Origin of the sequence: Rhizobium sp. 1399, assembly GCF_031455475.1 — a bacterium.
Classification (GTDB): domain Bacteria; phylum Pseudomonadota; class Alphaproteobacteria; order Rhizobiales; family Rhizobiaceae; genus Rhizobium.
In genome coordinates, this window is sequence record NZ_JAVDSU010000010.1 from 13,266 (window position 1) to 39,448 (window position 26,183).

Here is a 26,183-nt window from a genome sequence, read left to right on the forward strand (position 1 = left end):
GTCTGTGGAAGAAGGCGTCATGGAAGCCGATCGGCTGTCAACCGCTGGAGCGCAGGCGGTCTTCTTCCACCTCAAGCTGTTCGAAGAGCATACGGATCGCCGGCCATTTGCGGTGGAAGGCGGCGACGCAAGCCGGATCGAAATGCGTGCCGCTGCAGGCGATGATTTCCCGGTAGGCCTTGTCGATCGGCCATGCCTGCTTGTAGGGCCGCTCGGAGCAGAGCGCATCGAAGACATCGGCAACGGCGACGATGCGGGCCTCGATCGGTATCTGTTCGCCGGCAAGGCCCTGCGGGTAGCCGGTGCCGTCCCATTTTTCGTGGTGGCCGCCGATGATGGCGGTGGCGACGCGCGAAAGCTCGGCGGAACTGTTGCGCAGGATCGAAACGCCGATCGGCACATGCTCGCGCATCTTTTCGATCTCGTGCGGCTCCAGCTTGCCGGGCTTCTGCAGGATGGCGTCGGGAATGCCGATCTTGCCGATATCGTGCAGGGGCGCGGCGAGATAGATGTTGCGGCGCTGGATGCGGTCCATGCCGAGGCCTTCGGCAATCAGTTCGGCGATGTTGGCGACACGTTCGATGTGATCGCCGGTATTGCCGTCACGCGAGGCCATGGCCTGCGCTAGACACCAGACGATCTCCTGCTCGCGGATATCGGCTCGTTCGGTGGCACGGCGGAAAGCCTGATCGAGCGAGCGGGCACGGTCGACGAGGGCGAGCTGGGCGCTGCGCAGGGCGAGAAGATTGAGGATGCGGGCCTCGAGCTCCAGCGGATCGAAGGGTTTTGCCAGGAAGTCGGTGGCGCCGGCCTCCAGCGCTTCCAGGCGCACCGAGCGTTCCGTTTGGGAGGTTACCATCACGATGGGTACGGTTTCATAGCCGCGCTGGCTGCGCAGGCGGTGAATCACGGTGATACCGTTGAGCTCGGGCATCATGTAATCGACCAGCACGAGATCGAATTCGACTGTTCTCGCGCGCTCGAGGGCTTCCAGCGGATTGGTGAAGCTTTCGATCTCGCAGCTGGCGAAGCGGCGGACGGCGGTTTCAAGGGCAAGCAGGCTGGATTTGCTGTCATCGATAATAAGAAGAGACATAAAACGACCTACTGAAATCTCAAAACAGGCCGGCGCGCTGTGCGCCGGTGCCCACAAATGCGGGCCTTATGAGCGCACAGCTTCCGCCAGCCGGTTTAAGATCGGGTTAGCTCGAAGTAGAGAATTGGTTGCAACAGCAATTATTGCGTGTTTCGGCACGCAGAGAAGCCGCCGCAAATTGGCTGCTTTTGTCAGCTCTGGCTTTGGCTCTGCATCTGGTCGCTGTCCTCGACCTTTACGGTGACCGACAGTTTTTCACCTGGAGTGCCGATGCGCATGCCCGACACGGGAGCCGCATCGCGATAGCAGAGGCCGGAGGCCATGCGGACATAGCGGTCATCCGGGCAGATCTCGTTGGCAGGATCGAAGCCGACCCAGCCGAGGCCTGGAATATGCGCCTCGCCCCAGGCATGGGTGGCAGCCTGATCGACCTTTTCTTCCATCATCAGATAGCCGGAGACGTAGCGCGCCGGAATATCCAGGGCGCGCGCCGCGGTGACGAAGATATGGGCATGGTCCTGGCAGACGCCGGTCTTCCTCTCCAGCGCCTGTTCGGCAGTGGTTTCGGTGCTGCTGGTGCCGGGCTTGTATTCCACTGCCTCGTGGATCGCCGCCATCAACGCATGCATGCGGGCAAGATCGTTCTCACCGCTCACGCCCTTGGTCAGTTCCTTTACCAGTTTGCCTGCCTTGGTGAGCGGCGTATCGCGCAGGAAGAGCCAGAGCGGGGAGAAGCCGGTATGGGGGCCGGTCACGCCGTTGCGGTCTTCGGTCTCGATCTCGCCTTCGGCGACAATGCGCGTCACCTGCTGTTCGCCTTCCAGCGAGACGAGGTTCACATGGTTGCCGAACTGGTCGTCATATTCGACTTCCGGCTTGGCGCCTTCGACATGGAGGGACCAGTTGAGCACGGTCTGGCCGATCGCGGTCGGTGGTGTCAGGCGCAGCCGCTGCAGGGAAAACTGCGCCGGTTCGTCGTAGCGGTATTCGGTGAGGTGGCTGATCTTCAGTTTCATGATCTGACCCGCTTAAGCATAGAACCGGTAGCCATCGGAGATTTCGCTGCCGAGCTTGTTGTTTTGAGCGACGAAATCCTCGAGAAACTCATGCAGGCCCTGATCCATGACATCCTTTATCTTCAATGTCTGCAGCGTGGCGCGAATGGCATCCGCCGTATCATGTGCGGCCAGCCGCTCGCCGTAATCCTTGGCGATGTAACCGAGGTTGCTGACGATCTTCTCGTAGCTATAGGCGAGCGAACGCGGCATCTGACCGTTCAGGATCAGGAAGTCGGCAATGTTCATGGCGCGGTATTCGCCGTCATAGGCCCAGCTATAGGAACGGTGGGCGGAGACCGAACGCAGGATCGACTCCCACTGAACGTTGTCGACCGAAGAGCCTACCTGCGAGATCGAGGGCAGCAGCACGTAATATTTCACGTCGAGGATGCGGCTCGTATTGTCCGCACGTTCGATGAAGGTGCCGATGCGGGCGAAATTATAGAGCTCGTTGCGCAGCATCGAACCATGGAAGGCGCCGCGGATGAGGCCGGCGCGATGCTTGATGACATCGATGACCTCGGGCAGTTCTGCTGCCTTCAGTTTTTTCGACAGCAGTTCCTTGAGATCGATCCAGCATTCGTTGGTCGCTTCCCAGGTCTCCCGCGTCAGCGCGGTGCGCACCATGCGGGCGTTGTTGCGGCCGAAATCAATGCAGGACATGACGCTCGACGCGTTCTGGCGGTCGCGCAACATGTAGTCGATGACATCAGGACCGGTCAGCTTCGAATGGGTCTCGTCATAGAGTTCGCGCACGCCGGCGCTTTGCAGCACGCCGTCCCAATTGTCATCACCGGCGTCGCTGCGCGTCAGCGACATGCGCAGGCCGGCATCCACGAGACGTGCAATATTCTCGGCGCGCTCGATATACCGGAACATCCAGTAGAGCCCGTTTGCAGTTCTTCCGAGCATCAGTCCTCCAATACCCAGGTGTCTTTGGTGCCGCCGCCCTGGCTGGAATTGACCACCAGCGAGCCTTGCTTCAGCGCCACGCGGGTGAGCCCGCCCGGAATGATCTGCACCTTGTCGGAGACCAGCACGTAAGGGCGCAGGTCGACATGGCGGGGTGCGATACCCTTGTTGACGAGGATCGGAACGGTGGACAGCGAAAGTGTCGGCTGGGCAATGTAGTTGCTGGGTTTTGCCTTCAGCTTCTCGGCGAAATCGGCGCGTTCCTTCTTGGAAGCGGTCGGGCCGACGAGCATGCCGTAGCCGCCGGAGCCGTGCACTTCCTTGACGACCAGTTCTTCCAGGTGCTCCAGCACATATTTCAGGCTTGATGCTTCCGAACAGCGCCAGGTCGGCACGTTCTCGAGGATCGGCTTGCGGCCCGTATAGAACTCGACGATCTCGGGCATGTAGGAATAGATCGCCTTGTCGTCGGAAATACCGGTGCCGGGTGCATTGGCGATGGTGATATTGCCGGAGCGGTAGACATCCATGATGCCGGGAATGCCGAGGGCCGATTCCGGGCGGAAGGTGAGGGGATCGAGGAAGTCGTCGTCGACCCGGCGATAGAGCACGTCGATCGCCTCATAGCCGCGCGTCGTGCGCATCTTCACCTTGCCGTCGATGACGCGCAGATCCGAGCCTTCGACGAGCTCGACACCCATCGTGTCGGCAAGGAAGGAATGTTCGTAATAGGCGGAATTATAGATACCGGGCGTCAGAACGGCGACGCGCGGCTTGCCCTTGCAGCCGGGAGGTGCCAGCGAAGCCAGGCTCTGGCGCAGGAGATAGGGATAGTCCTCGACGCGCTGCACCTTGTTCTCATGGAAGAGCTCCGGGAACATCTGCATCATGGTTTCCCGGTTTTCCAGCATGTAGCTGACGCCTGAGGGCGTGCGGGCATTATCCTCCAGCACATAGAACTGGTCTTCGCCGGTGCGCACGATATCCGTGCCGACGATATGAGTGTAGACGCCGCCGGGCGGCCGGAAGCCGATCATCTCGGGCAGGAATGCAACGTTCTTTTCGATCAACTCGCGCGGGATGCGGCCTGCGCGGATGATTTCCTGCTTGTGGTAGATATCATCGAGGAAAGCGTTGAGCGCGATCACCCGCTGCTCGATACCCTGAGCGAGCTTTCGCCATTCGCGGGCAGAGATGATGCGCGGGATGATGTCGAAGGGGATAAGCTTTTCGGAACTGTCGGCGTGGCCGTAAACCGCGAAGGTGATGCCGGTTTTGCGGAAGATGTTTTCAGCGTCGCGGGACTTTGAAATCAGATGTGCCCGGTCTTGGCTGTTGTACCACTCAAAGTATTTTTCATATGGCGTACGGGGACTTTCGTCTCCGGTGATCATTTCATCAAATGCCAAAGGTGTGGCTCCCCTTTTTTCTTCATTTGAATACAACGCAAAAGGCAATGCAAGAACCATGCACAGTTCGCATGGAAGGTTCATAAAATCTTCTGCAGTGCGAAAAACCGGTGAAAAACTGGGCATTTATCAAGATCTGGCGCGAGGCGGATTCCTGTCAATCCTGGCGTCGCGCACAAAAGATGAGCAGGTGATTATTTCCTGCCCGGGCGACGGATCAAACTCTGCCCGTGCCGGTGACCGAAGGACGGCCAAAAGAAAAGGGCCGGATCGCTCCGGCCCTCACTGATATCACTAGCTTAAGCGCGTTCGCGACGCGGGCCGCCGCCATTGCGGCCCTTGCGGCGCAGGCCGCCATTGCCTTCGCGGCGCTGTTCGCCCTGCGGCTGCTGGTCGCCGTGATTGCGCGGCGGGCGGCCATGGACGTGCTGCTTGTTACCGCGATGATGACCGGTTGCCTCAGCCGGCTGAGCCGGGCGCTGCTGCTGATTGCGGGCAGGGCGGAAATCCGAGGTCGAAACCAGATCATTGTCCGGGCCGTGATCCGGCGCCTGCTCATTGCGGCGCTGGCCACGGAAATCCTGATTGCGGTTGTTGTGCTGAGGGCGGGCGCGGCGCTCTTCGCCGGCGCGCACTTCTGTGACGTCGCCATCGTTACGCGGACGGCGGTCACCATGGCCGGCGGGCCGGCCGCTGCCATTGCGGGTTTCGCTGCGTCCGCCTTCACGACGGCCACCTTCGCGACGCTCGCCACCTTCACCACGGCCACCTTCACCACGACCACCTGGGCCGCGCTGCTGGTTCTGGCCGCGGCCGCGATTGTTGCTACGGGGCGCGGCACGCATGTCAGCCGGCGGTTCGCCGCTGGCAACGGCAATGTCGATACCCATCAGCTTTTCGATGTCGCGCAGCAGGCGGGCTTCGTCGGGTGCGCAGAAGGCAATCGCAATGCCGTCGCGGCCGGCACGGGCCGTGCGGCCGATGCGGTGGACGTAGGCTTCCGCCACTTCCGGCAGGTCGTAGTTGAAGACGTGGCTGACGGCAGGGATATCGATGCCGCGAGCGGCGACGTCGGTTGCGATCAGCGTCTTGATGGCGCCGTCGCGGAAGCCCTTCAGCGCACGTTCGCGCTGGCCCTGGCTCTTGTTGCCATGGATGGAGGCGACGGAATAGCCGACCTGCTCCAGATGCTTGGCGAGCTTTTCAGCGCCGTGCTTGGTGCGCAGGAAGACGATGGCGCGGCCATCAGGGTTTTCGGTCAGCGACTTCTTCAAGAGAACCGTCTTGTCGTTCTTGCCGGGAACGAAGTGCACATACTGCTCGACCTTGTCGGCAGCCTTGCCCGGAGGCGTCACTTGGACCGTAACCGGATCGGTCAGGTAGTCGCCGGCGAGATCGGCAATCGCCTTCGGCATGGTTGCCGAGAAGAGCATGGTCTGGCGGCGCTTCGGCACCATCTTGGCGATCTTGCGCAGGTCATGCACGAAGCCGAGATCGAGCATCTGGTCGGCTTCATCGAGCACGAGGTAGCGCACAGCCGTCAGTGTAATGGCATTGCGGTTGCAGAGATCGAGCAGGCGGCCGGGAGTGGCGACGAGGATATCGGAGCCGCGCTCGAGTTGAAGCTGCTGCTTGTTGATGGAGACACCGCCGACGACGACGTTGATGCGCAGCGGCGACTTGCGGATGAATTTTCTGAGACTGTCGGCGATCTGGTTCACCAGTTCGCGTGTCGGAGCCAGGATCAGCGTGCGGACCGAGCGGTTGTCGGGACGCTTTTCTTCCTTGAGCAGGCGCTCGATGAGCGGCAGGCCGAAGGCGGCCGTCTTGCCGGTGCCGGTCTGGGCAAGGCCGATCAGGTCACGGCCCTGAATGAGGAGCGGGATAGCCTGTTCCTGGATGGGCGTCGGCGTTTCGATGCCGAGCTGGAACAGAGTGGCGACGACCGGCTTGGAGACACCGAGCGATTCAAAATTGGTCAAGTCATAACCTTTTAGGGCGCGCCAAACAAAAACGCCGGATCGCCGAATGCGGTCCGGTGTTAATCTGGCGTCAAGAACCCCGCGTGAAATGGGAACTTGTAAGTTGGAAAAAGCTTCCAGCGCGTCTTGCCGCTCTTGGGTGCGGCATTATCAGAATGCGCTCTATCCTTCTTCAGCGTCTATCGCAGTGGCACGCTCACGCGGCGGCCGGAAGGTGAAAGCTGAGCGCCATGTGGTCTATTTCCCACTGAAAGTCAAGGGGATCGGCCGACAATGACCTCTGAGGGCATGGAAAGGACGAAATTTCCCGAGGCCGTCTCGGTGCCGTTGACGAGAATGACGATGCGATGTTCGCCGGGATAGTAGCGCCGCGTCGTGATCGGCCGCATGGCGTGGCGGCGCTGCACGATATGGTCTTCGCCCGCTTCCAGCGTGACGGTCTTCCATTTGAAGACCTTGGGGGAGAGCGAGCCGTCGGCCTTCACGTGGTGGATGGCGTAGTCGATCATCAGGGATTGCGCGATATCGCCGGCATTACGCAGGCGGATTTCGAAATCCAGCCCTTCGCCGAAAAGCACCGCCGGGTTCGCGAGCAGCAAGTTGCACTCCAGCGATGCGGCCGCGCCGAAGCCAAAGTTGGCGAGCGCCCGGGCATGGCCCTTTTTCAGAAGGGTGCGGGAAGCATGTTTCAGCAGCCAGCGGCGCTCGGCAGACGCGCCTTCGATATGTTCGGCGATAAAGGCCGCGACGAGATCCGGATGATCCTTGGCGATATCGTTCAGGCTGTTTGCCACTGAACGGCGCACATAGTCTTCAGGATCGTCCATCAGCGCAGTCAGAATCGGCAGGATGGGAGAAGGGTCCTTAATCAGCTGCGGCAGTCGCATCGCCCACGGCAGGCGCGGGCGGGTGCCTTCGCTCGACAGCCGGCGGACATGGTGGTTGGCGTCATCGACCCAGCGAGCGATCGTCGCCAGCGCTCGTTGTTGATCCTGATGGATGAACTGGCGGATGCCGAACTCCGCCGTGAAATGCGGCGTCAGCGCTTTCAGAAGATCAAGAGCGATATCGAAATCTCTGATGCCGCGCGCGGCGATGAACTGGTTGACGGGCAGCAGCATCCAGCCTGTCAACCCAGTCTTGCCGGCCGCCGGCAGGCTTGCAGCGAGAATGGTTGCCGCCTCGGGGAAGTTTTCGGGCAGGGTCGCAAAGAGCGCGTCGCGGATCAGTGCTGCGCGCTCCATGAGCTCCAGCGATTCGATGCCATCAGTTGCAAGTGCGGTGAAGCGGTCGCGGTCGAAGAAGGGCGCGTTGGCGGCGATGATCTCAGCCATCGCGCGTACGAGCGCCGGGTGGAGAAGGTTCTTGAGTGGTTCCGGCATCATATTCCTCCCTCGGGTCATGCGATGCATGGCCCGATGCTGGTGGGAGGTCAAGCAGCGCCGGGAAAGCCCTCAGCGCCTGCAGACTTCAATGCGATAGGGCTGGCCCCAGCGATCGTAACGCCATTCGGGATGGCAGTAGCGCGGACCGTAATAGGCGGGATAGGCCGGATAGTAGGCATAAGGTTGTGGATAATACGCATAGGGTCCAGGGTAAGCGGGCCGCGAGGCGATCGCCCCACCCACAACGCCGCCGACGACACCACCGGCAAGGCCGCCCCAGAAGGCATTGCCGGAATGGGCGTTTGCGGTCCCGGCCGTTGCCAGCGAAGCGCCGGCAAATGTCAGTGCAATCAGGCCCGCCGCCATTGTCTTATGAAGAACGGACATGTCGAATTCCTTTCGTGGTAGGCTCGTCATTGAAGCCATTGCCAGAATCGGCTCCGATCGCGGCGCGCTGATGGTCGCGCAAGCCGCGTCGGGATTAAATTTTCTCCATGCTTGACCATTGCCGGGCCGGGATCTTCCCCGTGGCCCGGTGGGGTTATCCCCATAAATCTTCGAATAATTTCAGTTTCGTGCAAGCCTTGCCTGCCACTCTGATTCATCAACTTCATGAGCCGGCTTGGAATTTTTGCCAGTGGAATTTTATGGTTAACAGCTTGTTAAAAGCCTTGGCGTTATAGTTGTTCTAGGAGATATTTCGTTCATTGCGGGAGTGAAGATTTTTTGAATTTTACCGGGGAACTCTTGGAGCTGGCCTGCCGCCGGATCGCTGATCTGGATACCCCGGCCTATGTCAAAAACAGCGAACTCCGCTATGTCGCCGTCAACGAGGCCTATGCCCGCTTCTTCGGCCGCGAGATTTCCGATTTCATCGGGCGGCGCAGCCGCGAACTCTTCGACCGGCCGGAAGAAGAGGAGCGCGAGGATCGCGAACGCCGTGCGCTGGTGTTCGGTACGGAAGAGAGCGCCATTTCATTCGATGCCGCAGGCCTCAGCCATGAGCGCGTGCTGATCGAGAGCTTTTCGCCTTCCCAGGACCGGGCCTATGTGCTCGGCATTTTCGATGCACGCGAACCGCGCCGCGCCATTCCAGAGGTGGCGGATACGATGGCGACCGATCTCGGCCGCATCCGCGAGGCGCTCGAAAATCTCGATCATCCGATCGGCATCTTTGCCGATGACGGCCGGCCGCTGATCGTTAATGCCGCCTATCGGAGTGGCAGCAGGTATGCGCCTGATGGCAGCAGGTATGCGCCTGGTGGCAGCAAGCCTGCGCCTGTGGGTGAGACTGCCTGGCATGAAAGTGTGCGGGAGCGCGATCTGCTGCGCACCATCATGGAGGATCTTCCGGTCGCCGCCTTCGTGCGAGACGAGGACCACCGGCTGGTCTATGCGAACCAATATTACGAGACCTTCACCGGCCATGCCCGCTCCAAGGTACTCGGCCTGACCGAGCATGACATGTTCGGGCAGGAGGCGGGTGAGGCGATCTACCGGGAAAACCTGCGGGCGCTGAAAAACGGCGCGCTGACCGAGGTCGAGAGCTACCTGCCGAATACAGACGGCGAAATCTTCCAGGTCATCTCCCGTGTCAATCGGGTCGTAACACCTGATGGCAAGCACTATGTCGTCGGCTCCTTCTCCGACATCACGCCGCTGAAGGCGCGCGAGAAGGAACTGATCGAGGCGCGCAAGCATGAGGAAGTGCTGCATCAGGAAATCGAGAGCATCCTGCGCTCGCTTCCGGTCGGCGTGCTCATCCTCGACAACGACCACACCATTCTCTACGTCAATGACGAGTTCTACAGCATCTGGGAGCTGCCGCTCGACGACCGTTTCGATGGGCGGCCGTTCATCGATGTCATCAAGCGCAATTACGAACTCGGCCGCTATGGTGAGACGCAGACACCGGAAGAGATCTACGGATTTCGCAAGGGGCTTTTCGAGGCTGATAATCCGGAGCCGATCGAGCTTGACTGGGCCGCGGGCAAATCGGTCATTTTCGACAGCCGGCGCATTTCCAGCAACCGTATCCTGCTGACCTATTCCGATATTTCCTCGGTGCGTGAGCGCGAGAGGGAAATCCACGAGGCGCGTGCGGCGCTGGAAAACCTCGGCGAGATGATGCGCGATGCGACGCATGCCATGCCGCAGGGGCTTGCGATCGTCCAGGACGGCCTGATCAAGCTTTCCAATGACGGGCTAGCCGAGGTGCTGCGCATTCCGGCCGAACTGACGGAAGTTGGCCGGGAATGGATCGATCTCTTCCACTTCTGCGCCAATCGCGGCGATTTCCACGACCAGGCGGTCGAAACGCTGGAGGGGTGGCGTGCCAATATCGCCGCGCGTCAGCCGATCTCCACTGTCTTCCACGTCGGCGGCGAGCGCTGGGTGAACATGGAAGCCACCATCAGCGAACGGCAGCACTGGGTGGCGCTGTTTACTGACGTTACCGAGCTCAAGCGGCGCGAGGAGGAACTGACGCAGCTTCTGTCGCGCGCCGAGGCCGCAGACCGCGCCAAGTCGGAATTCCTTGCCAATATGAGCCATGAGATCCGCACGCCGATGAACGGCGTGCTCGGCATGGCGGAACTGCTTGCCAAGACCAATCTCGATACCCGCCAGAAGACCTTCGTCGACATCATCGTCAAGTCGGGCAATGCGCTGCTCACGATCATCAACGACATCCTTGATTTCTCGAAGATCGATGCCGGGCAGATGAAGCTGCGCAAGGCGGCCTTCGATCTGATCGAGGCTGTCGAGGATGTGGCGACGCTGCTTTCCTCGCCCGCTGCCGAGAAGGATATCGAGCTTCTGGTGCGCGCGGCACCCGATCTGCCTGCGGCCGTCATCGGCGATGCCGGGCGTTTCCGCCAGATCGTTACGAACCTCGTTGGTAATGCGGTGAAATTTACGGAGCGCGGCCATGTCTTCGTCGATATCGGCTCGGAGCAATCCGCCGGCGGCGAGATCATGATCAGCATCCGCATCGAGGATACCGGCATCGGCATTCCGCCCGAGAAGGTGGAAACGGTCTTCGACAAATTCTCGCAGGTCGATGCCTCATCGACCCGGCGGCATGAAGGCACGGGCCTAGGCTTGGCAATCACCGCCGGTCTCGTCGATCTCTTCGGCGGTTACATCGATGTTGAAAGCGAATGGGGCAAGGGTTCGGTCTTTACCGTCAAGCTGCCCTTCGCCATCGCCGCCGCCCGCATCGAGCCGAAGCCTTTGCCGATCAACGTGCAGGGTGCGCGCGTCCTCGTCGTCGACGACAATGAGGTCAATCGCCGGATCCTCACCGAACAGCTCGGCCTCTGGGGCTTTGACGGCGTTGCCGCAGAGGGCGGCGCCACAGGCTTTGCCATTCTGGAGGCTGCCGCTGATCTCGGCATCAAGGTCGATGCCGTCGTGCTCGATTATCATATGCCCGACATGAACGGCGCCGAAGTCGCCCGCCGCCTTCGCGCTGACAGCCGTTTCGTGGAGCTGCCGATCATCTTCCTGACCTCGATGGATATTTCCGGGACGGAGAAGGAGTTTGCGGCGCTGAACGGCCATGCGCATCTGATGAAACCGGCGCGCGCCAACTTGTTGCGCAATACGGTCGTCGAGGTGGTGCGGGCAAGCCGCGTCAAACAGGCCTCCGAGGCCGAGATTGCGCGGCTGCAGAAAGAGATCGAGGTGCCGCCGCCGGCACCCGCACCTGCTCCGCAAAGACGAGCGGCCGATTTCGTCGATGTGCTCGTCGCCGAGGACAATGAGGTCAACCAGATCGTCTTCACGCAGATCCTGCAGGGAACCGGGCTTTCCTTCCTCGTCGTCAACAATGGCGAGGAGGCTGTGGAGGCTTGGGAGCGTCATACTCCGCGGCTGATCATGATGGATGTCTCGATGCCTGTCATGAACGGCCATCAGGCGACCAGGCTGATCCGCGAGAAGGAACAGGGGCAGGGGCATCGCGTGCCTGTCATCGGGGTCACCGCACATGCGCTGGAAAGCGACCGCGAGCTTTGCCTCGATGCCGGCATGGACGATTATATGTCCAAGCCGATCAGCCCGGAACTTCTGGAAGACAAGATCCGCCAGTGGCTTGGTGGCGGCGAATTGCAGCCGGGTCGCTCCGGCTACTGAGGCTTTACCCCGCAGAGCATTTCCCGCTTGCCGGCAAACCCCTTGCGACGCTCCACGTCGAAGCCGGCGGCCGTGAGATTGCGGCGCACGAAACCCGCGGCCGCATAGGTCGCAAAGCTTCCGCCAGCAGCAGTCTTTTCGCAGACGAGACGCATCAGTTCTTCCGACCACATATCGCTGTTGCGCGATGGGGCGAAGCCGTCGAGATACCAGGCGTCGAATCCGGGAGCGGCTTCAGAAACCCCATCGATTGCACGGCCGCAGACGACGCTGAGCCTCGTCTGCTCATCCAGATCGAGCGAGACGATGCCTTTGGGAATATCCGGCCAGATGGCGGCGAGCGCCTGCCGCTCGGCATCGATTTCCGGCCAATGTGCAAGCGCGCGGTCGATTTCCGCGCGGCGCATCGGATAGAGCTCGAAGGACATAAAATGCAGATGCTGTCCGGGCTGGCGGTAGAGTTTCCATTGCCGCCAGGTCTCGGAAAAATTCAGCCCGGTGCCGAAGCCGAGTTCGCCAATGAGAAACGTTGGGTGGCCGCTCCATCGATCAGGCAGGCCGTTTCCCGAGAGGAAGACGTGGCCGCATTCCAGCCTTCCATCGGTCTGGCAATAAAAATGGTCGCCAAAGGCGGTCGAATAGGGCATATCGCCGTCGCGCCATTCGAGGGGCTGCGGCTTGCCCGCGCCGATCTGATCGGGATTGATGTCTGTCATGGAAAAAGCCGATAATCCCGCCCCGGCCTCGGGTCAATCATCGATCGATCTCCTCATTGTCGGCGGCGGCATTATGGGCCTGTGGGCAGCCGTGCATGCGGAGCGCAGTGGCATCAGCACTCTGCTTGTCGATGCAGGTCGGCTCGGCGGTGGCGCAAGCGGCGGACTGCTCGGTGCGCTGATGCCGCATATGCCGGATCGCTGGTCGGAAAAGAAGCAGTTTCAGTTCGATGCGCTGGTTTCGCTGGAGGCCGAGATTGCGACCATTGAGGCGGAAACCGGGCTCTCGGCCGGCTATCGGCGCTCCGGCCGGCTCATCCCGCTGCCGAAGCCGCATCTGCGCGAGATCGCCCTTGGCCATTCCAAGGATGCGGAGGCTCACTGGAGAGCGGGAGAGCGGCGTTTCCATTGGCATGTGCTGGATAGACCACCCGGTGAAGGCTGGATCGATCCGGCCGCTGGCGAAAGCGGTTTCGTGCATGACACGCTTGCCGCCCGCGTTGCGCCGCGTTCGCTGGTCGCCGCGCTCGAAGCCTTTCTGCGTCGCGCACGGCATGTGCGGGTGCTGGAGAATACGGAAATAGCAGAGATCGATGCAGCGCAGGGAACGGCCTCTATCGACGGCGGGACGATCGCCTTCGGCCGCTGCATCCTCGCAGCGGGATATCGCTCGTTTCCCTTTCTGGAAAAACTGACGCCCGGGTTGCGGAAACCTCTCGGGCAAGCCGTGAAAGGCCAGGCGGCCCTGCTTGCCGCCGATATCGATCCCGCCTTGCCGACAATCTTCCGCGATGGGCTTTATGTGGTCGCGCATGAGGGAGGGCACGTGGCTGTTGGTAGCACCAGCGAGAACAGCTTTGCCGATCCGCTTTCCACCGATGAGCAACTCGACGCGCTGATCGACGCCGCCCGTGATATGGCGCCAGTGCTGCGCGATGCGCCTGTCATCGAGCGCTGGGCCGGATTGCGTCCCAAGGCGATCGACCGCGATCCGATGGTCGGCGCGCATCCGGAGAATCACAATCTCATCGCCCTGACGGGTGGTTTCAAGGTCAGTTTCGGGCTCGCGCATCGGCTGGCGGAAGCGGCGATATGCATTGCAAGCGATGCAAATGCAGAATTTTTGTTGCCGGAAAGCTTTGCAATTTCAAACCACATCACAATCTCTTCACGTTAAACGTGAATTAGAAGCCGCTCCGCTTCGTTATTCTGTCATGCAAATCACCTATCTGCTTGCGCATCGACGGCGCGGGACGGGATCCCGCGCTCATTTCATCCGATGGAGGAAATCGCATGCGCTATGCCATTTGCTTCACGCCCCCCGCGAGCGATCCGCTCTCGCATGTGGCGGCCAATTGGCTTGGCCGCAACGTATTTTCAGGCGATATGGTCGAGCCCCCGGCAATCCGCGGCCTCGGGATCCATGAGATCGCCTTTCATACGGCAGTGCCGCGTCGCTATGGGTTTCACGGCGTGCTGAAGGCCCCTTTCCACCTCTCGCCCGAGGTTTCCGAATCGCAACTGCTGCGCGATCTGATGCGCTTTTGCGGGACGCTTTCGCCCTTCCAGATTCCGCGTCTGGAAGTTGCGCGCCTCGGCACTTTCTACAGCCTGTCACCGATCCGTCCTTGCGATCAGGTTCACTACCTCGCATCTGCTATCGTCCAGGAGTTCGACCGGTTTCGTGCGCCGCTCTCCGAGGCGGATATCGAGCGCAGCGATCCGGATGGACTGTCGGCCGCGCAATTCACGAACCTGCATCGCTGGGGTAATCCCTACGTGATGGACGAGTTCCGCTTTCATATGCCGGTCACAGGTCCGGTCAACGCGGTCGACATGCCGCGTATCGAGCAGGCACTGCGGTCACTGTTCGATCCGGTGCTTGCCGAACCGGTGACGGTCTCGAATGTCGCGCTGATGATCGAGGAGGGCACCGGCGGCCCGTTCCGTGTGCACTCGCTGCATCCGATGGGCAAGGTCAGCGCGCGCAAAATCGCCTGAGGCGGGCGCCTCGGGCCGAAGGCCAGTTACGCACTTTTACGGCTCGACATTCCGCTCACGGATGCTACCGTTTCACCTGTCTTTTCAAAAGGTGATTTGATGGTATCCGAGACCTATCCGCGCAATCTCATCGGCTACGGGCGCAATACGCCCGATCCGAAGTGGCCCGGCGAGGCACGCGTCGCAGTGCAGTTCGTCATCAATTACGAGGAGGGCGGCGAGAGCTCCATCCTCGACGGCGATCCGGCTTCGGAAAACCTGCTGTCTGAAATCGTCGGCGCGCAACCCTGGCCGAACCAGCGCAATCTCAACATGGAGTCGATCTACGAATACGGCTCCCGCGCCGGCTTCTGGCGGCTCTGGCGTCTTTTCACCGATCTCAAGGTGCAGGCGACCGTCTATGGCGTGACGCTTGCCATGGCCCGCAATCCGGAAGCGGTGGCCGCCATGAAGGAAGCGGGCTGGGAGATTGCCAGCCACGGCTACCGCTGGCTGGAATACAAGGATTTCCCCGAGGATCTGGAGCGCAAGCATATTCTCGAAGCCGTGCGCCTGCATACCGAGCTGACCGGTGAGCGGCCCTATGGCATGTATCAGGGCAAGCCCTCCGACAATACGCTGAAGCTGGTGCAGGAGGAGGGCGGGTTCCTTTATTCGTCGGACTCTTATGCAGACGATCTGCCCTATTGGGTGAAGGGCATCGACGAAAATCCCTTCCTCATCATTCCCTATACGCTCGAAACCAACGACATGCGCTTTGCCACGCCGCAGGGCTTCAATTCCGGTGACCAGTTCTTCACCTACCTCAAGGACGCCTTCGATACGCTCTACGAGGAAGGCAAGGAAGGCAGTCCGAAGATGATGTCGGTCGGTCTGCACTGCCGTCTCGTCGGCCGGCCGGGACGCGTGGCGTCGCTGAGGCGCTTCATGGAATATGTGCTGAAGCACGACAAGGTCTGGATCCCTCGCCGTATCGAGATCGCGCGGCACTGGCATGCGAACCACAAGCCGGAAACAGTCTGATGATTTCGCGCAACGAATTTGTGTCCCGCTTCGGTGGGGTGTTCGAGCATTCACCCTTCATCGCAGAACGGGCCTATGACGATGGTTTCGTCGGCGACAAGCTGACGGTGGATCGTGTGCACACGGAGCTCGTCGCCATTTTCCGCGCCGCGAGCAGGGAGGAGCGCCTCGGTGTCTTGCGTGCTCATCCCGATCTTGCCGGGCGGCTGGCGATATCGGGCGAACTGACTGAAGACAGCAAAAAGGAACAGGCCGGTGCCGGTCTCGACCGCTTGAGCCCTGCCGAGCATGCGCGTTTCACCGAGCTCAATTCCGCCTATACGCAGAAATTCGGCTTTCCCTTCATCATCGCGGTGAAGGGGCTGAACAAGGACGATATCCTTGCCGCTTTCGAAAAGCGGATCGACAATACCAGCGACGAAGAATTCGTGACTGCGGCAGCTGAGGTCGAAAAGATCGCGTTGCTGCGCCTGACATCCATGCTTCCGGAGACCTGAATGACCGCTACGACCGATACCAGCCTGCCAGCTTTCGCCACGGGCGCCATCAATCTTGCCTCGGCCCGTCTCGGCGCCAAAGGTCTCTACGCCACGGACGAATTCTTCGCGCCGCTGGAGCGCATGCTGCAGGATGTGCCGGCAAGCTTCGATCCGGATCTCTATGACGATAACGGCAAGTACATGGACGGCTGGGAAAGCCGCCGCAAGCGCGTGCCGGGCCATGACTGGGCGATCGTGAAGCTCGCCATGCCGGGCCGCATCTTCGGCTTCGATGTCGATACCAGCTATTTCACCGGCAACTATCCGCCGCATTGCTCGATCGAGGCGGCCTTCGTCGAGAGCGGCGATCCGACTGACGCGACCGCATGGACGGAAATCCTGCCCAAATCGCCGCTCGGCTCCAGCGCCCACCACTTCTTCGAGAATGCCGACAAGGAGAAGATCTGGACGCATCTTCGCCTGCATATTTACCCGGACGGTGGCGTGGCGCGTCTGCGCGTCTATGGCTCGGCCTATTTCGATTGGTCTAAGGTCGGCGCGGGCGAGGAGATCGACCTTGCCTATATCTTCAATGGCGCGAAGTCGCTTGCCTGGTCGGATGCGCATTACGGCCATCCCGACAAGCTGCTCGGCCCCGGCCGCGGCCTCAACATGGGCGACGGCTGGGAAACCAAGCGTCGTCGCGGCCCGGGTCACGACTGGGCGATCATCCGCCTCGGTCATGCCGGCACGATCAAGCGCGTGATCGTCGACACCGCCTTCTACAAGGGCAATTTCCCCGACACTTGCGAACTGTTCGGCGCCTATCTGCCTGATCTCGGCGATACGCTCTCGGAGGCCGATATTGCCGCTTCGGAAAACTGGAAGCCGATCCTTCCGCGCAGCAAGCTGCAGATGGATCACATCCATGAATATGGCAGCGATACGATCGCCGATATCGGCCCCATCACGCATGTGCGCTACGCCATGCATCCGGATGGCGGCACGATGCGCCTCAGGCTCTATGGGGTGAAGGCTTGAGTTCTTTCCTCTTTCAGCCACGTCCCTTATATTCGCGGCATCAGGGTTGACGCCGCGATGAGACCGTCGGAAGTGCTGGAAAAGAACAGGCAGGCGATCCGCGAAGCGACCAAACGCTTCAACGCGGCGAACCCGCGTGTCTTCGGCTCCGTTGCCCGCGGCGAGGATCGGCCGGATCTGGATATTCTGGTGGATGCGCTGCCAGGCAGCACATTGCTGACGCTTGGTGGTTTGCAGGATGCTTTGGAGCAGATGATGATTGGCACGTCGATCCACTTGCTGACCCCCGGCGATTTTCCTGAATCGATCCGGACCCGGGTTCTTTCCGAGGCCAAGCCCATATGAACGAGAGCCGTATCCCGTATCTTCTGGAGCGGATGCGCTCGGCGGCGGCCGATGCTCAAGCAATGATCGCAGATGTCAGCAAGCAGCGGTTTCTTGAGGATATCATTTTGCAGCGTGCCGTCGGGATGAGCCTCCTAATGGCATCGGAGACGGCTGCTCAATTGATGAGGATCCATCCTGAATTCGCTGTCGAGCACCCCGAGTTTCCCTGGGGTGCGATGCGCGGCATGCGTAACCGCATTGCCGATGGCTATTTCGACATTGATCTGGAGAAGGTCTGGGCGACAGCCAAAGACGACGTGCCTGATCTGCTCGACAGGCTTGATCTTGTCCGCCACTGGCGTGCGCAAGGCGAGTAGTCCCAATGTCCCGCTTTATTGACGTCTCTCGCCTTACCAAATCTGCCTTCGCCCCGTTCGGTGAGGTGATCGAAGCCGATCCCACAAGCATGCGGCTGATCAATGGCGGCAACACCGAGCGTTTCCATGCGCTTGCCACGCCTGAAGCTGCAGGCGAGGGCGCTCGTATCATCATCAATCTCTTCCGTGGCCAGCCGCGCGGTTTTCCCTACGAGCTCGGCATGATGGAACGGCACCCGTTCGGAAGCCAGAGCTTCTCGCCGATATCAGGCCGTCCCTTCCTCGTCGTCGTTTCGGAAGATGAGGGCGGTCGTCCCGGTCGTCCGCAGGCCTTTCTCGCGCGCGGCGATCAGGGCGTCAATTACAGGCGCAATGTCTGGCACCATCCGCTGATGGCGCTCGGCGAGCCGAGCGATTTTCTCGTTGTCGATCGTGACGGGCCGGGCAACAATCTGGAAGAATTCTTTTTCGACGAACCCTTCATCATCAAAGAGCCAGGCCTATGACCGGACTGACCACTCATGTTCTCGATACAGCACTCGGCAAGCCGGCACAGGGGTTGAGGATCGATCTCTTTCACATCGAGGGTGAGCTTCGCCACCTTATCAAGACGGTCGAGACCAATGCCGATGGCCGCGTCGATGGCGGGCCGATCCTCACCGGCGAGAGCTTTCGCGCCGGTACCTATGAACTGCTTTTTCACGCCGGAGATTATCTGAGGGCAAACGGGACGCCTCTGCCGCATCCTGCCTTCCTCGATCTCGTGCCGATCCGCTTTGGCATTGCCGATATCGCGGCGCATTATCATGTGCCGCTGCTGATCTCGCCCTATGGCTATTCCACCTATCGCGGGAGCTGACATGCGCTTTGCCGCTATCGCCGATATCCATGGAAACTACCCCGCACTGGACGCTGTGCTGGCTGACATCGCTGCTCAAGGGATTACAGATATCGTCAATCTCGGCGATTGTTTCAGTGGCCCACTGGAGGCGGGCAGGGTGGCCGACCGGCTGCTATCGCTCTCCATTCCGACCGTGCGCGGCAATCACGACCGCTATCTGATCGAAGGACCGCCGGAGGAGATGCATATCTCGGATGCTGCAGCCTATGCGCAGCTAGATGCAGCTCATTTCGATTGGCTACGGTCGCTGCCGGTCGACCTGATCTACAGGGATGAGGTCTATCTCTGCCACGCCACGCCCGAGGATGACAACCTCTATTGGTTGGACATGGCCGTTGCCGACGGCAGCGTGGTGCTGCGGCCGCAGGCAGAGATCGAAGCGCTGGCGGAAGGTATCGAAAGGCCATTGATCCTGTGTGGTCACACGCATATTCCGCGCATGGCAGCACTTTCAGGCGGCCGTCTTATAGTCAATCCCGGCAGCGTCGGCGGCCCGGCCTATGACGATGACAAGCCCTATCCGCACAAGGTCGAAACCGGCCACGCGATGGCGAGTTATGCGGTGCTGGAAAAATCGGCCAGTGGATGGACGGCACAATTCCGCAATGTCCGATACGACAACATGGCGATGTCGGTGCTGGCAGAAGCCAATGGACGCCCGGAATGGGCATCTGCGCTCGCGACAGGCCGAATGCCGTAACCTTACTGTCGTCCGGCGATGATGGAGGAATCGACGTCCTTGATGTCGCGCTTGCCGCACAGCGCCATGGTCATGTCCATCTCCTTGCGAATGATGTCTAGCGCCAGTGTCACGCCCTCTTTGCCCATGGCGCCGAGGCCATAGAGGAAAGGCCGGCCGATATAGGTGCCGCGCGCACCGAGCGCCACGGCTTTCAACACATCCTGACCGGAGCGTATGCCGCCATCCAAATGCACCTCGATGCGGTCGGCGACAGCATCGACGATCCTCGGCAACATGCTGATCGAGGAGGGGGCGCCATCGAGCTGGCGGCCACCGTGGTTGGACACGATAATGGCGTCGGCCCCAGTATCTACGGCCTGTTTTGCATCCTCGACATCGAGGATGCCCTTGATGATCAACGGGCCGCCCCACTGTTCCTTGATCCAGGCGACATCCTTCCATGACAGCTGTGGATCGAACTGTTCATGCGTGAAAGTCGAGATCGATGAGAGGTCGGTGACACCCTTGGCGTGGCCGAGAATATTGCCGAAGCTGCGTCGCTTCGTCTTCATCATGTCCATGCACCAGAAGGGGCGCGTCGCCATCTGCCAGATATGTTTCGGCGTGAATTTCGGCGGCGCTGAGAGGCCGTTGCGCAGGTCCTTGTGGCGCTGACCGAGGATCTGCAGGTCGGCGGTCAGCACCAGGGCGGAGCATTTGGCGGCCTTGGCGCGATTGATGAGATCGATCACGAAGCCCCTGTCGCGCATGACATAGAGCTGGAACCAGAAGGGTTTGGTCGTAACCGAAGCGACATCCTCGATCGAGCAGATGCTCATCGTCGAGAGCGTGAAGGGCACGCCGAATTCTTCCGCCGCACGCGCCGCCAGCATTTCACCGTCGGCATGCTGCATGCCGGTCATGCCGGTGGGCGCAAGCGCCACCGGCATCGACACCTTCTGGCCGATCATCGTCGTCTCAAGCGTGCGGTTGGTCATGTCGACCAACACCCGCTGGCGCAGCTTGATGTCCCGAAAATCGGCTTCGTTGGCGGCATAGGTCGATTCCGTCCAGGCGCCGGAATCCGCGTAGTCAAAGAACATCTTCGGGACGCGGCGCTGAGCCATTTTCTTGAGATCGGCGATGGTCAGCGGCTTGGCCATGAGCGAACTTTCACATCTGATGATGTGGTCGAATACCACGCTTTCTCAGTCTTTGGTATTTGATTTCAGAGGAGTTTTACCATCAGGCCATCGCCTTGCTAAAGCCCGCTTTTCATTGCGACGCCCGCCACATAAGTCTCCGCCACAGCGCGGTCGTCGCCCATGGTTTGCAGCAGGAACAGTTCCTCCGGAAGCGTCTTCACCACTTCCATCTTCAAAGCCATAGCAGGTGTCGCTGCGGCGTTGAGAACGACGAGGTCGGCGTCCGTGCCGGGCTCCAGTGAGCCGATTTTGTCAGCCAGCGACAGCGCCTCGGCATTGCCGAGCGTCATGTAGTAATAGCTGTCCAGCGGGTTCAGTCGTTCGCCCAGCAATTGCTGGATCTTGTAGGCCTCATCCATGGTCCGCAGCATAGAATAGCTGGAGCCGCCGCCAATATCCGTGGCAACGCCGATGCGAACGGGCTTCTCGCGGCGGGCGAATGCCTTCAGCGGGAAGAGGCCGGAGCCGAGGAAGAGGTTGGAGGTCGGGCAATGGACGGCGACCGCGCCGGTCTCGCTCATGGCATCCGCCTCACGCTCCGAAAGATGGATGGCATGGCCGAAGAGACTTTTTGGTCCGAGCAGGCCATAGCGGGCGTAGATGTCGGTGTAGTCGATCGCTTCCGGATAGAGCTCGCAGCTGAATTTGATCTCGTCGTGGTTTTCCGACAGATGCGTCTGGATGTGCAGATCGGGGAATTCGCGGGCGAGTGCTGCCGTCGCCTCCATCTGGGCGGGCGTCGAGGTGATCGCGAAGCGCGGTGTGATGGCGACGTGGTTGCGGCCCTTGCCGTGCCAGTCGGCAATCACCTGCCGGGTCTCGTCATAACCCATCTCCGGCGTATCGAGCAGGCCTTGCGGAGCATTGCGGTCCATCATCACCTTACCGCCGACCATGCGCATGTTGCGGCGCATGGCCTCCGCGAAATAGGCATCGGCCGAGGTCTTATGAACAGAGCAATAGGCAACGGCCGTCGTCGTGCCGTGGCGGATCAGCTCGTCGTAGAAATGCGTCGCGATCCTCTGCGCATGGGCGCTTTCGACGAAGCGGCATTCCTCCGGGAATGTGTAGGTATTCAGCCATTCCAGAAGGTTTGCGGCATAGGAGGCAATGACCTGCATCTGGGGAAAGTGAAGGTGCATGTCGATGAGGCCAGGCATGATCAGATGCGGATGGTGATCGATTTCGGCGACCTCGGCAGGTGCCTTGGCCCTGACGTCAGCATAGGTGCCGACAGCGGCGATGATGCCATCCTCAATCAACAGACCGCCGTCTGTCTCGTAGAGATAGCTCTCGCTATCGGCAAGGCTGAGCGGGGCACGGCGAAAGGAGAGCAGGCGCCCGCGCAGGAGTATCGTGGTCATTCTTGTTTGCCTTCGACTGCGCTTTCGAACCAGGCGACGAGCAGCTTGCGCTCATCGGGCGTAATGTCGGTCACGTTGCCCGGCGGCATGGCATGGCTTCGACCGGCCTGTATATAGATTTCGCGCGCATGTGCGGCAATTTCCGCGTCATTTTCCAGAATCACGCCGTTTGGTGGCCGGGCGATGCCCTCATAGACCGGTTCTGCCGCATGGCACATGGAACAGCGCGTGCCGATCAGCTGCTTCACGGCGGGAAAATGCGGATCGCCGGCAAATTGCTGGAAGGCGGGAGCGACGGAGGCATTCTGATCCTCGCCAGTCAGCAATTTGGGCACGGTCGACAGCCACATGATGAGGATGAAGAGCACGACCGTGACGATCCAGGTCCAGGTCGGTCGGCCCTTGCGAGCATGGGTGGTGTTGAACCAGTGGCGGATCGTCACGCCCATCAGGAAGACGAGTGCGGCGATCACCCAGTTGAAGGCAGTGCCGAAAGCCAGCGGATAGTGGTTCGACAGCATGAAGAAGATGACGGGCAGCGTCAGGTAGTTGTTGTGGAGCGAGCGCTGCTTGGCCATGTAGCCATATTTGGCATCCGGCGTGCGACCGGCGATCAGGTCGGCAACGACGATCTTCTGGTTGGGGATGATGATCATGAAGACGTTGGCCGACATGATCGTGGCGGTGAAGGCGCCGAGATGCAGGAAGGCGGCTCGGCCGGTGAAGACCTGCGTATAGCCCCAGGCCATGAAGACCAGCACGACGTAGAGGACCGCCATCAGGCCCCAGGTGTTCTTGCCGAGCGGCGACTTGCAGAGCAGATCGTAGATGATCCAGCCGCCGGCGAGAGACGCGAGCGAGATCAGGATCGCCACCGGCTTCGAGATATCGAGCACGTGGCGATCGATGAGGAACAGGTCGGCGCCGCCATAATAGACGATGCAGAGCATCAGGAAGCCGGAGAGCCAGGTGAAATAGCTCTCATATTTGAACCAGGTCAGGTGTTCCGGCATTTCAGCCGGCGCCACCAGATATTTCTGGATATGGTAGAAACCGCCGCCATGCACCTGCCATTCCTCGCCGTGAACACCGGCGGGTAGATGCGGACGTTTCACCAGGCCGAGGTCGAGCGCGATGAAATAGAAGGACGACCCGATCCAGGCGATCGCGGTGACGACATGGAACCAGCGCGCCGCAAAGGCCAGCCACTCCCAGGCTATTGCATATTCATACATTCAGTTCCCCTGTTCTTCTTCCCGACTCGTGAGATTGCGAGAAATTCCGGCGCGAGGAAAGGGGGCACGTGGGGTTTCTTGCCGCAGTGGAGATTGCAGGAAGAGCTTGCCGGGTGCGGCATTTGTGCTAAGGCATCGGCGACGACGCTAATAAGGAGCCGCTGAAACATGCAGATCGAAGTCCCTTGCCCGAAGTGCCGCAACACGCGCATGAAGTTTCCGCGCCCGCAGCCGATCGACAGCGACATCATCACCTGTTTCAGCTGCAATTTCGAACTTGGCACCTACGGATCGATCAAGACGAAAATGGTCGCGATGCTGAACCGCGTCACGGCTGCCGAACAGCAGCAGAAGAAGCACTAGTTTACGGTTTAGGCCGGTGCAGCTGTGCCGGCCGCGGCACGGGCCAGTTCACAGAGCGTGCCGGCCAGAACATCAGTCTCTTGCGGATGAAGGCCATTAGTCCGGCGGTCTGCGAATCGGCTGCGGCTGGGACTTTGGGCTCAGCGATACAATCGGCGACGTCTTCCAGCAGGCGGGCATCGAATGGACCGACAGACCGTGGGGCAGGAGCGAGTTTGCCCTGGTCGAGCGACAGGATCATCAAGGGCGATAACATCGGGACCTCCCAGAGTGCTGCGCTGTTTGCGCAATGAGAGGAGATTGCTCCGCCTGTATGCGTCGGGTCCTTTAGCGACAGCCTAAAAGATCCAAAGAATGACGAAAGATTCCTAAGCTTCCGGCAGGCCTGCCTTGCGAAGGCCGGTCAGGACAAGGGCCAGGCGCTCCGGGACTTTGGTTACCTGCCCGGCCGCGATGCTTGCCAGCGTGCTACCGGGCGCGATGCGCAACAGATGCTGCAGGAAGCGTTTTGCTTCTTCCTGCCGCCCGAGAAACATGTTGTCGGTGATCAGAATCCAGACTGTTGGATCGAAATTCGGGTTTAGCGCCAGTGAGCGCGACGCCCAGAGAAGCGATTGCTCGTAGTTGCCGCGGATCATCTCGATGTCGGCGAGACCGCAAAAGGTGATATGGGCGTAGGGATCAAGCGGGCTCAGGCGGTGGGCACGCATGAGATATTGCTGCCCCTGATCGAGATTGCCGCAATGAACGTGGGCAATTCCGGCTCTTACGACAACGCTAAGGCTATTGGGATTGAGATCGACAGCGGCCTGCATGATCGCCAGACCCCAATCATATTCGCGTCCGACCTGAATGAGCGACATGCCGCAGGTGGCCATGATCGTAGCGTCGCCTCTCGCCAGTTCGATGCCACGGCGCGCGAGCGCGACGCATTTTTCTGCATCATCCCGCCCAAAAGGCGGCCAGCCCATCGTTCTGCGATGTTCGAGCGTATAGGACGCGAGCGCCAGGATACGCGCATTGTCCGGCTCGCGCTCGAGCGCTGCAGTCAATAGCTCGTGGGCCTCGGCATTCTGAGTGGAGGTTTCTGCAAGAATCTTCGGCAGGGTCTGCAGACAGATGTCATAGACGGAAATGCTGCCCGGCCGTTCCCGACGTGCGCGTTCCAGCTCGGCTCGCTGGAGATGGGGCTCGATCCCTATGGCGACAGATTCGGTAATGCGGTCCTGAAATTCGAAGACGTCTTCGAGATTGCCGTCAAAGCTTTGCGCCCAGAGCTGAACATTGGCCGAGGCATCCACCAGCCGGGCATAGATGCGCAGTCTGTTGCCGGATTTGCGCAGGCTGCCTTCCAGCACATATTTGACGCCGAGTTCGATTGCGATTTTTCTGATATCGCCCACGTCCCGATAAACGAAGCTGGTATTGCGGGCGATGACGGCAAAGGATTTGAAGCGGCTGAGCGCCGTAATGATGTCATCGACGACGCCATCGGCAAAATATTGCTGCTCGGGATCTCCGCTCAGGTTTTCGAATGGCAGCACCGCGAGCGATGGGACGACCTGTTCCCCGATGTTCGCGAGCGGAGCCTGGTTCCTGAAAAGGCGATAGCCGAGGCGCGGCAGTGTCACGATCCATTCCTGCCCGTCCGGCCGCGGCCCGAGCGCCTTGCGCAGATGGGCGATCTGGACGGAAAGATTGCCTTCCTCGACCATCAGTCCCGGCCAGCCCGCTTCGATCAAAGCGTCTTTTCCGACCGGGCGTCCGTCGGCGTCGAGCAGCGCCTTGAGCAATGAAATCGCGCGCTGGCCGAGCGGGACTGGCTGGCCATCCCGCCGCAGCACGCCGCTGCCGGGGTCAAGCATGAAACGGCCGAAAGCATAGCGCTGCTCTTCCATCACAATACTTATATCCGCGCAATTTGAGGTGGCAATCTGGTTGATTGCTGTGCTGTCGGGCGGATGTGGCATTCGCATGCCTTAAAAAACATCAGATTTCTGCGACATTTTATCCACCGCGGGTGTTCCGATGTGGAGCAGCCGATTCCTTGAAATGTGAAGATCGGGTTACAGTTTTGAAACACAGGCCGCCGGGAAAGGGTGGAAACCGCTAAAGACCGGCGGCGCATTCATCGACGGAGAAGATGCCCATGCGCAGCATTCTGACATGTGTGATGATTGCCTATGCGTCGTTCGCGACAGCCCACGACGCCGGTACGGGGTGGAGTTACGACCCCTATTGTTGCAATGGAAATGCCGAAAACGGCGATTGCCAAATGATCCCGTCCAAGACTGTGGCCATCACGCCGGATGGCTATCGCGTGACGCTGAGGCCCGGCGATCACCGGCTGGTGACGCGGAGCCATGTCTTCCTGCTGCCGATGACCAGGGCGATGCATTCAGGCGATAGCGATTACCATATCTGCCTATTCCCGAACGAGGACACGCCGCGATGTTTCTATGCGCCCGAAATGGGCTACTGAGAGGATTT

Annotated in this window: 27 protein-coding genes; 14 read left to right on the forward strand and 13 right to left on the reverse strand. The window is 60.4% G+C overall.

The genetic code is table 11. The features are described 5' to 3' along the window. Nucleotides 1-37: 37 nt before the first annotated feature. The 4 genes from J2X71_RS26335 to J2X71_RS26350 all read right to left on the reverse strand — a co-directional run bounded on the left by J2X71_RS26335 (nucleotide 38) and on the right by J2X71_RS26350 (nucleotide 4,475). Nucleotides 38-1,096, reverse strand: coding sequence for an HD domain-containing phosphohydrolase (locus tag J2X71_RS26335; protein ID WP_310386731.1), 1,059 nt, complete (start codon nucleotides 1,094-1,096; stop codon nucleotides 38-40). Between the two features lie 191 nt (nucleotides 1,097-1,287). Further along, nucleotides 1,288-2,112 carry a transglutaminase family protein gene (locus J2X71_RS26340; RefSeq protein ID WP_310386733.1) on the reverse strand — a complete coding sequence of 275 codons (825 nt, stop codon included), beginning with the start codon at nucleotides 2,110-2,112 and terminating at the stop codon, nucleotides 1,288-1,290. A 12-nt stretch (nucleotides 2,113-2,124) separates the two neighbouring features. Further along, entirely contained in the window at nucleotides 2,125-3,066 is a 942-nt protein-coding gene (locus J2X71_RS26345) for an alpha-E domain-containing protein (RefSeq protein ID WP_113185317.1), read from the reverse strand. After that, nucleotides 3,066-4,475, reverse strand: coding sequence for a circularly permuted type 2 ATP-grasp protein (locus tag J2X71_RS26350; RefSeq protein WP_310386735.1), 1,410 nt, complete (start codon nucleotides 4,473-4,475; stop codon nucleotides 3,066-3,068). Before J2X71_RS26350 ends, J2X71_RS26345 begins: the two co-directional genes overlap by 1 nt. Here J2X71_RS26350 and J2X71_RS26355 point away from each other — a divergent pair. Beyond that, complete coding sequence (locus tag J2X71_RS26355) at nucleotides 4,453-4,764, forward strand: hypothetical protein (RefSeq protein ID WP_310386737.1); 312 nt, start codon at nucleotides 4,453-4,455, stop codon at nucleotides 4,762-4,764. The two genes, J2X71_RS26350 and J2X71_RS26355, sit on opposite strands and share 23 nt — an antisense overlap. Nucleotides 4,765-4,774: 10 nt before the next feature. Here the strand turns inward: J2X71_RS26355 and J2X71_RS26360 are convergent, their stop codons facing one another. From J2X71_RS26360 to J2X71_RS26370, 3 genes are all read right to left on the reverse strand, one after another. After that, a complete protein-coding gene (locus J2X71_RS26360; protein ID WP_113325158.1) occupies nucleotides 4,775-6,505 on the reverse strand; it encodes a DEAD/DEAH box helicase in 1,731 nt (576 codons plus the stop codon). Nucleotides 6,506-6,711: 206 nt separating this feature from the next. Then, nucleotides 6,712-7,839 carry a DNA alkylation repair protein gene (locus J2X71_RS26365; RefSeq protein ID WP_310387127.1) on the reverse strand — a complete coding sequence of 376 codons (1,128 nt, stop codon included), beginning with the start codon at nucleotides 7,837-7,839 and terminating at the stop codon, nucleotides 6,712-6,714. A gap of 72 nt (nucleotides 7,840-7,911) precedes the next feature. Beyond that, nucleotides 7,912-8,229, reverse strand: a complete 318-nt coding sequence (locus tag J2X71_RS26370; protein ID WP_310386741.1) for a hypothetical protein — start codon at nucleotides 8,227-8,229, stop codon at nucleotides 7,912-7,914. 339 nt (nucleotides 8,230-8,568) lie between these two features. On the opposite strand from J2X71_RS26370, the gene J2X71_RS26375 reads away from it, so the two are divergent. After that, a complete protein-coding gene (locus J2X71_RS26375; RefSeq protein ID WP_310386743.1) occupies nucleotides 8,569-11,979 on the forward strand; it encodes a response regulator in 3,411 nt (1,136 codons plus the stop codon). On the opposite strand, the gene mnmD is transcribed toward J2X71_RS26375, so the two are convergent. Continuing rightward, nucleotides 11,973-12,695 (reverse strand): tRNA (5-methylaminomethyl-2-thiouridine)(34)-methyltransferase MnmD, encoded by a 723-nt coding sequence (gene mnmD / locus J2X71_RS26380; RefSeq protein WP_310386745.1) that lies wholly within the window; start codon nucleotides 12,693-12,695, stop codon nucleotides 11,973-11,975. The two genes, J2X71_RS26375 and mnmD, sit on opposite strands and share 7 nt — an antisense overlap. On the opposite strand from mnmD, the gene J2X71_RS26385 reads away from it, so the two are divergent. The 10 genes from J2X71_RS26385 to J2X71_RS26430 all read left to right on the forward strand — a co-directional run bounded on the left by J2X71_RS26385 (nucleotide 12,694) and on the right by J2X71_RS26430 (nucleotide 19,544). Next, nucleotides 12,694-13,872: an FAD-binding oxidoreductase gene (locus J2X71_RS26385; RefSeq protein WP_310386747.1), complete on the forward strand. Its 1,179-nt coding sequence runs from the start codon at nucleotides 12,694-12,696 to the stop codon at nucleotides 13,870-13,872. The two genes, mnmD and J2X71_RS26385, sit on opposite strands and share 2 nt — an antisense overlap. A 116-nt stretch (nucleotides 13,873-13,988) precedes the next feature. Continuing rightward, nucleotides 13,989-14,696, forward strand: coding sequence for a DUF1045 domain-containing protein (locus J2X71_RS26390; protein ID WP_310386749.1), 708 nt, complete (start codon nucleotides 13,989-13,991; stop codon nucleotides 14,694-14,696). A 99-nt stretch (nucleotides 14,697-14,795) separates the two neighbouring features. Next, nucleotides 14,796-15,719 carry an allantoinase PuuE gene (gene puuE, locus J2X71_RS26395; RefSeq protein WP_310386751.1) on the forward strand — a complete coding sequence of 308 codons (924 nt, stop codon included), beginning with the start codon at nucleotides 14,796-14,798 and terminating at the stop codon, nucleotides 15,717-15,719. Then, on the forward strand, nucleotides 15,719-16,216 hold the full coding sequence (gene uraD / locus J2X71_RS26400; RefSeq protein WP_310386753.1) for a 2-oxo-4-hydroxy-4-carboxy-5-ureidoimidazoline decarboxylase: 498 nt from the start codon (nucleotides 15,719-15,721) through the stop codon (nucleotides 16,214-16,216). The genes puuE and uraD overlap by 1 nt, the downstream gene beginning before the upstream one ends. Next, the gene (gene alc, locus J2X71_RS26405) at nucleotides 16,217-17,239 is read left to right on the forward strand and encodes an allantoicase (protein WP_310386754.1); all 1,023 of its coding nucleotides are present in this window, start codon (nucleotides 16,217-16,219) and stop codon (nucleotides 17,237-17,239) included. Between the two features lie 57 nt (nucleotides 17,240-17,296). Continuing rightward, on the forward strand, nucleotides 17,297-17,584 hold the full coding sequence (locus J2X71_RS26410; protein WP_310386756.1) for a nucleotidyltransferase family protein: 288 nt from the start codon (nucleotides 17,297-17,299) through the stop codon (nucleotides 17,582-17,584). Between the two features lie 32 nt (nucleotides 17,585-17,616). Then, the gene (locus tag J2X71_RS26415) at nucleotides 17,617-17,943 is read left to right on the forward strand and encodes a HepT-like ribonuclease domain-containing protein (protein WP_310386758.1); all 327 of its coding nucleotides are present in this window, start codon (nucleotides 17,617-17,619) and stop codon (nucleotides 17,941-17,943) included. Nucleotides 17,944-17,948: 5 nt separating this feature from the next. Continuing rightward, nucleotides 17,949-18,449, forward strand: a complete 501-nt coding sequence (locus tag J2X71_RS26420) for an ureidoglycolate lyase (protein ID WP_310386760.1) — start codon at nucleotides 17,949-17,951, stop codon at nucleotides 18,447-18,449. Further along, nucleotides 18,446-18,802: a hydroxyisourate hydrolase gene (uraH, locus tag J2X71_RS26425; protein ID WP_113323246.1), complete on the forward strand. Its 357-nt coding sequence runs from the start codon at nucleotides 18,446-18,448 to the stop codon at nucleotides 18,800-18,802. The genes J2X71_RS26420 and uraH overlap by 4 nt, the downstream gene beginning before the upstream one ends. Before the next feature lies 1 nt (nucleotide 18,803). After that, nucleotides 18,804-19,544 carry a metallophosphoesterase family protein gene (locus J2X71_RS26430; protein ID WP_310386763.1) on the forward strand — a complete coding sequence of 247 codons (741 nt, stop codon included), beginning with the start codon at nucleotides 18,804-18,806 and terminating at the stop codon, nucleotides 19,542-19,544. Between the two features lie 2 nt (nucleotides 19,545-19,546). On the opposite strand, the gene J2X71_RS26435 is transcribed toward J2X71_RS26430, so the two are convergent. The 3 genes from J2X71_RS26435 to J2X71_RS26445 all read right to left on the reverse strand — a co-directional run bounded on the left by J2X71_RS26435 (nucleotide 19,547) and on the right by J2X71_RS26445 (nucleotide 23,330). Continuing rightward, the gene (locus tag J2X71_RS26435; RefSeq protein ID WP_310386764.1) at nucleotides 19,547-20,689 is read right to left on the reverse strand and encodes an alpha-hydroxy acid oxidase; all 1,143 of its coding nucleotides are present in this window, start codon (nucleotides 20,687-20,689) and stop codon (nucleotides 19,547-19,549) included. A 98-nt stretch (nucleotides 20,690-20,787) separates the two neighbouring features. Beyond that, nucleotides 20,788-22,095, reverse strand: coding sequence for a guanine deaminase (guaD, locus tag J2X71_RS26440; RefSeq protein ID WP_310386766.1), 1,308 nt, complete (start codon nucleotides 22,093-22,095; stop codon nucleotides 20,788-20,790). Further along, a complete protein-coding gene (locus J2X71_RS26445; RefSeq protein WP_310386768.1) occupies nucleotides 22,092-23,330 on the reverse strand; it encodes a urate hydroxylase PuuD in 1,239 nt (412 codons plus the stop codon). Before J2X71_RS26445 ends, guaD begins: the two co-directional genes overlap by 4 nt. A 168-nt stretch (nucleotides 23,331-23,498) precedes the next feature. On the opposite strand from J2X71_RS26445, the gene J2X71_RS26450 reads away from it, so the two are divergent. Next, complete coding sequence (locus J2X71_RS26450; protein ID WP_310386770.1) at nucleotides 23,499-23,693, forward strand: hypothetical protein; 195 nt, start codon at nucleotides 23,499-23,501, stop codon at nucleotides 23,691-23,693. Nucleotide 23,694: 1 nt separating this feature from the next. Here the strand turns inward: J2X71_RS26450 and J2X71_RS26455 are convergent, their stop codons facing one another. Both J2X71_RS26455 and J2X71_RS26460 read right to left on the reverse strand, forming a co-directional pair. Beyond that, entirely contained in the window at nucleotides 23,695-23,949 is a 255-nt protein-coding gene (locus J2X71_RS26455; protein WP_310386772.1) for a hypothetical protein, read from the reverse strand. Between the two features lie 112 nt (nucleotides 23,950-24,061). Next, nucleotides 24,062-25,591 carry a winged helix-turn-helix domain-containing protein gene (locus J2X71_RS26460; RefSeq protein WP_310386774.1) on the reverse strand — a complete coding sequence of 510 codons (1,530 nt, stop codon included), beginning with the start codon at nucleotides 25,589-25,591 and terminating at the stop codon, nucleotides 24,062-24,064. Between the two features lie 251 nt (nucleotides 25,592-25,842). On the opposite strand from J2X71_RS26460, the gene J2X71_RS26465 reads away from it, so the two are divergent. Further along, nucleotides 25,843-26,175: a hypothetical protein gene (locus J2X71_RS26465; RefSeq protein WP_192729645.1), complete on the forward strand. Its 333-nt coding sequence runs from the start codon at nucleotides 25,843-25,845 to the stop codon at nucleotides 26,173-26,175. Nucleotides 26,176-26,183: the final 8 nt, after the last annotated feature.

Excerpts from the sequence above, each read along its gene's own strand:
- J2X71_RS26340 (WP_310386733.1), bottom strand. The coding sequence starts at position 2,112 with ATGAAACTGAAGATCAGCCACCTCACCGAATACCGCTACGACGAACCG.
- J2X71_RS26390 (WP_310386749.1), top strand. The coding sequence starts at position 13,989 with ATGCGCTATGCCATTTGCTTCACGCCCCCCGCGAGCGATCCGCTCTCG.
- puuE (WP_310386751.1), top strand. The coding sequence starts at position 14,796 with ATGGTATCCGAGACCTATCCGCGCAATCTCATCGGCTACGGGCGCAAT.
- J2X71_RS26415 (WP_310386758.1), top strand. The coding sequence starts at position 17,617 with ATGCGCTCGGCGGCGGCCGATGCTCAAGCAATGATCGCAGATGTCAGC.
- J2X71_RS26345 (WP_113185317.1), bottom strand. The coding sequence starts at position 3,066 with ATGCTCGGAAGAACTGCAAACGGGCTCTACTGGATGTTCCGGTATATC.
- uraD (WP_310386753.1), top strand. The coding sequence starts at position 15,719 with ATGATTTCGCGCAACGAATTTGTGTCCCGCTTCGGTGGGGTGTTCGAG.
- J2X71_RS26370 (WP_310386741.1), bottom strand. The coding sequence starts at position 8,229 with ATGTCCGTTCTTCATAAGACAATGGCGGCGGGCCTGATTGCACTGACA.
- J2X71_RS26430 (WP_310386763.1), top strand. The coding sequence starts at position 18,804 with ATGCGCTTTGCCGCTATCGCCGATATCCATGGAAACTACCCCGCACTG.
- alc (WP_310386754.1), top strand. The coding sequence starts at position 16,217 with ATGACCGCTACGACCGATACCAGCCTGCCAGCTTTCGCCACGGGCGCC.
- J2X71_RS26445 (WP_310386768.1), bottom strand. The coding sequence starts at position 23,330 with ATGTATGAATATGCAATAGCCTGGGAGTGGCTGGCCTTTGCGGCGCGC.
- J2X71_RS26420 (WP_310386760.1), top strand. The coding sequence starts at position 17,949 with ATGTCCCGCTTTATTGACGTCTCTCGCCTTACCAAATCTGCCTTCGCC.
- J2X71_RS26365 (WP_310387127.1), bottom strand. The coding sequence starts at position 7,839 with ATGCCGGAACCACTCAAGAACCTTCTCCACCCGGCGCTCGTACGCGCG.
- mnmD (WP_310386745.1), bottom strand. The coding sequence starts at position 12,695 with ATGACAGACATCAATCCCGATCAGATCGGCGCGGGCAAGCCGCAGCCC.
- uraH (WP_113323246.1), top strand. The coding sequence starts at position 18,446 with ATGACCGGACTGACCACTCATGTTCTCGATACAGCACTCGGCAAGCCG.
- J2X71_RS26465 (WP_192729645.1), top strand. The coding sequence starts at position 25,843 with ATGCGCAGCATTCTGACATGTGTGATGATTGCCTATGCGTCGTTCGCG.
- J2X71_RS26435 (WP_310386764.1), bottom strand. The coding sequence starts at position 20,689 with ATGGCCAAGCCGCTGACCATCGCCGATCTCAAGAAAATGGCTCAGCGC.
- J2X71_RS26460 (WP_310386774.1), bottom strand. The coding sequence starts at position 25,591 with ATGGAAGAGCAGCGCTATGCTTTCGGCCGTTTCATGCTTGACCCCGGC.
- J2X71_RS26410 (WP_310386756.1), top strand. The coding sequence starts at position 17,297 with ATGAGACCGTCGGAAGTGCTGGAAAAGAACAGGCAGGCGATCCGCGAA.
- J2X71_RS26455 (WP_310386772.1), bottom strand. The coding sequence starts at position 23,949 with ATGTTATCGCCCTTGATGATCCTGTCGCTCGACCAGGGCAAACTCGCT.
- J2X71_RS26385 (WP_310386747.1), top strand. The coding sequence starts at position 12,694 with ATGGAAAAAGCCGATAATCCCGCCCCGGCCTCGGGTCAATCATCGATC.
- J2X71_RS26450 (WP_310386770.1), top strand. The coding sequence starts at position 23,499 with ATGCAGATCGAAGTCCCTTGCCCGAAGTGCCGCAACACGCGCATGAAG.
- J2X71_RS26335 (WP_310386731.1), bottom strand. The coding sequence starts at position 1,096 with ATGTCTCTTCTTATTATCGATGACAGCAAATCCAGCCTGCTTGCCCTT.
- guaD (WP_310386766.1), bottom strand. The coding sequence starts at position 22,095 with ATGACCACGATACTCCTGCGCGGGCGCCTGCTCTCCTTTCGCCGTGCC.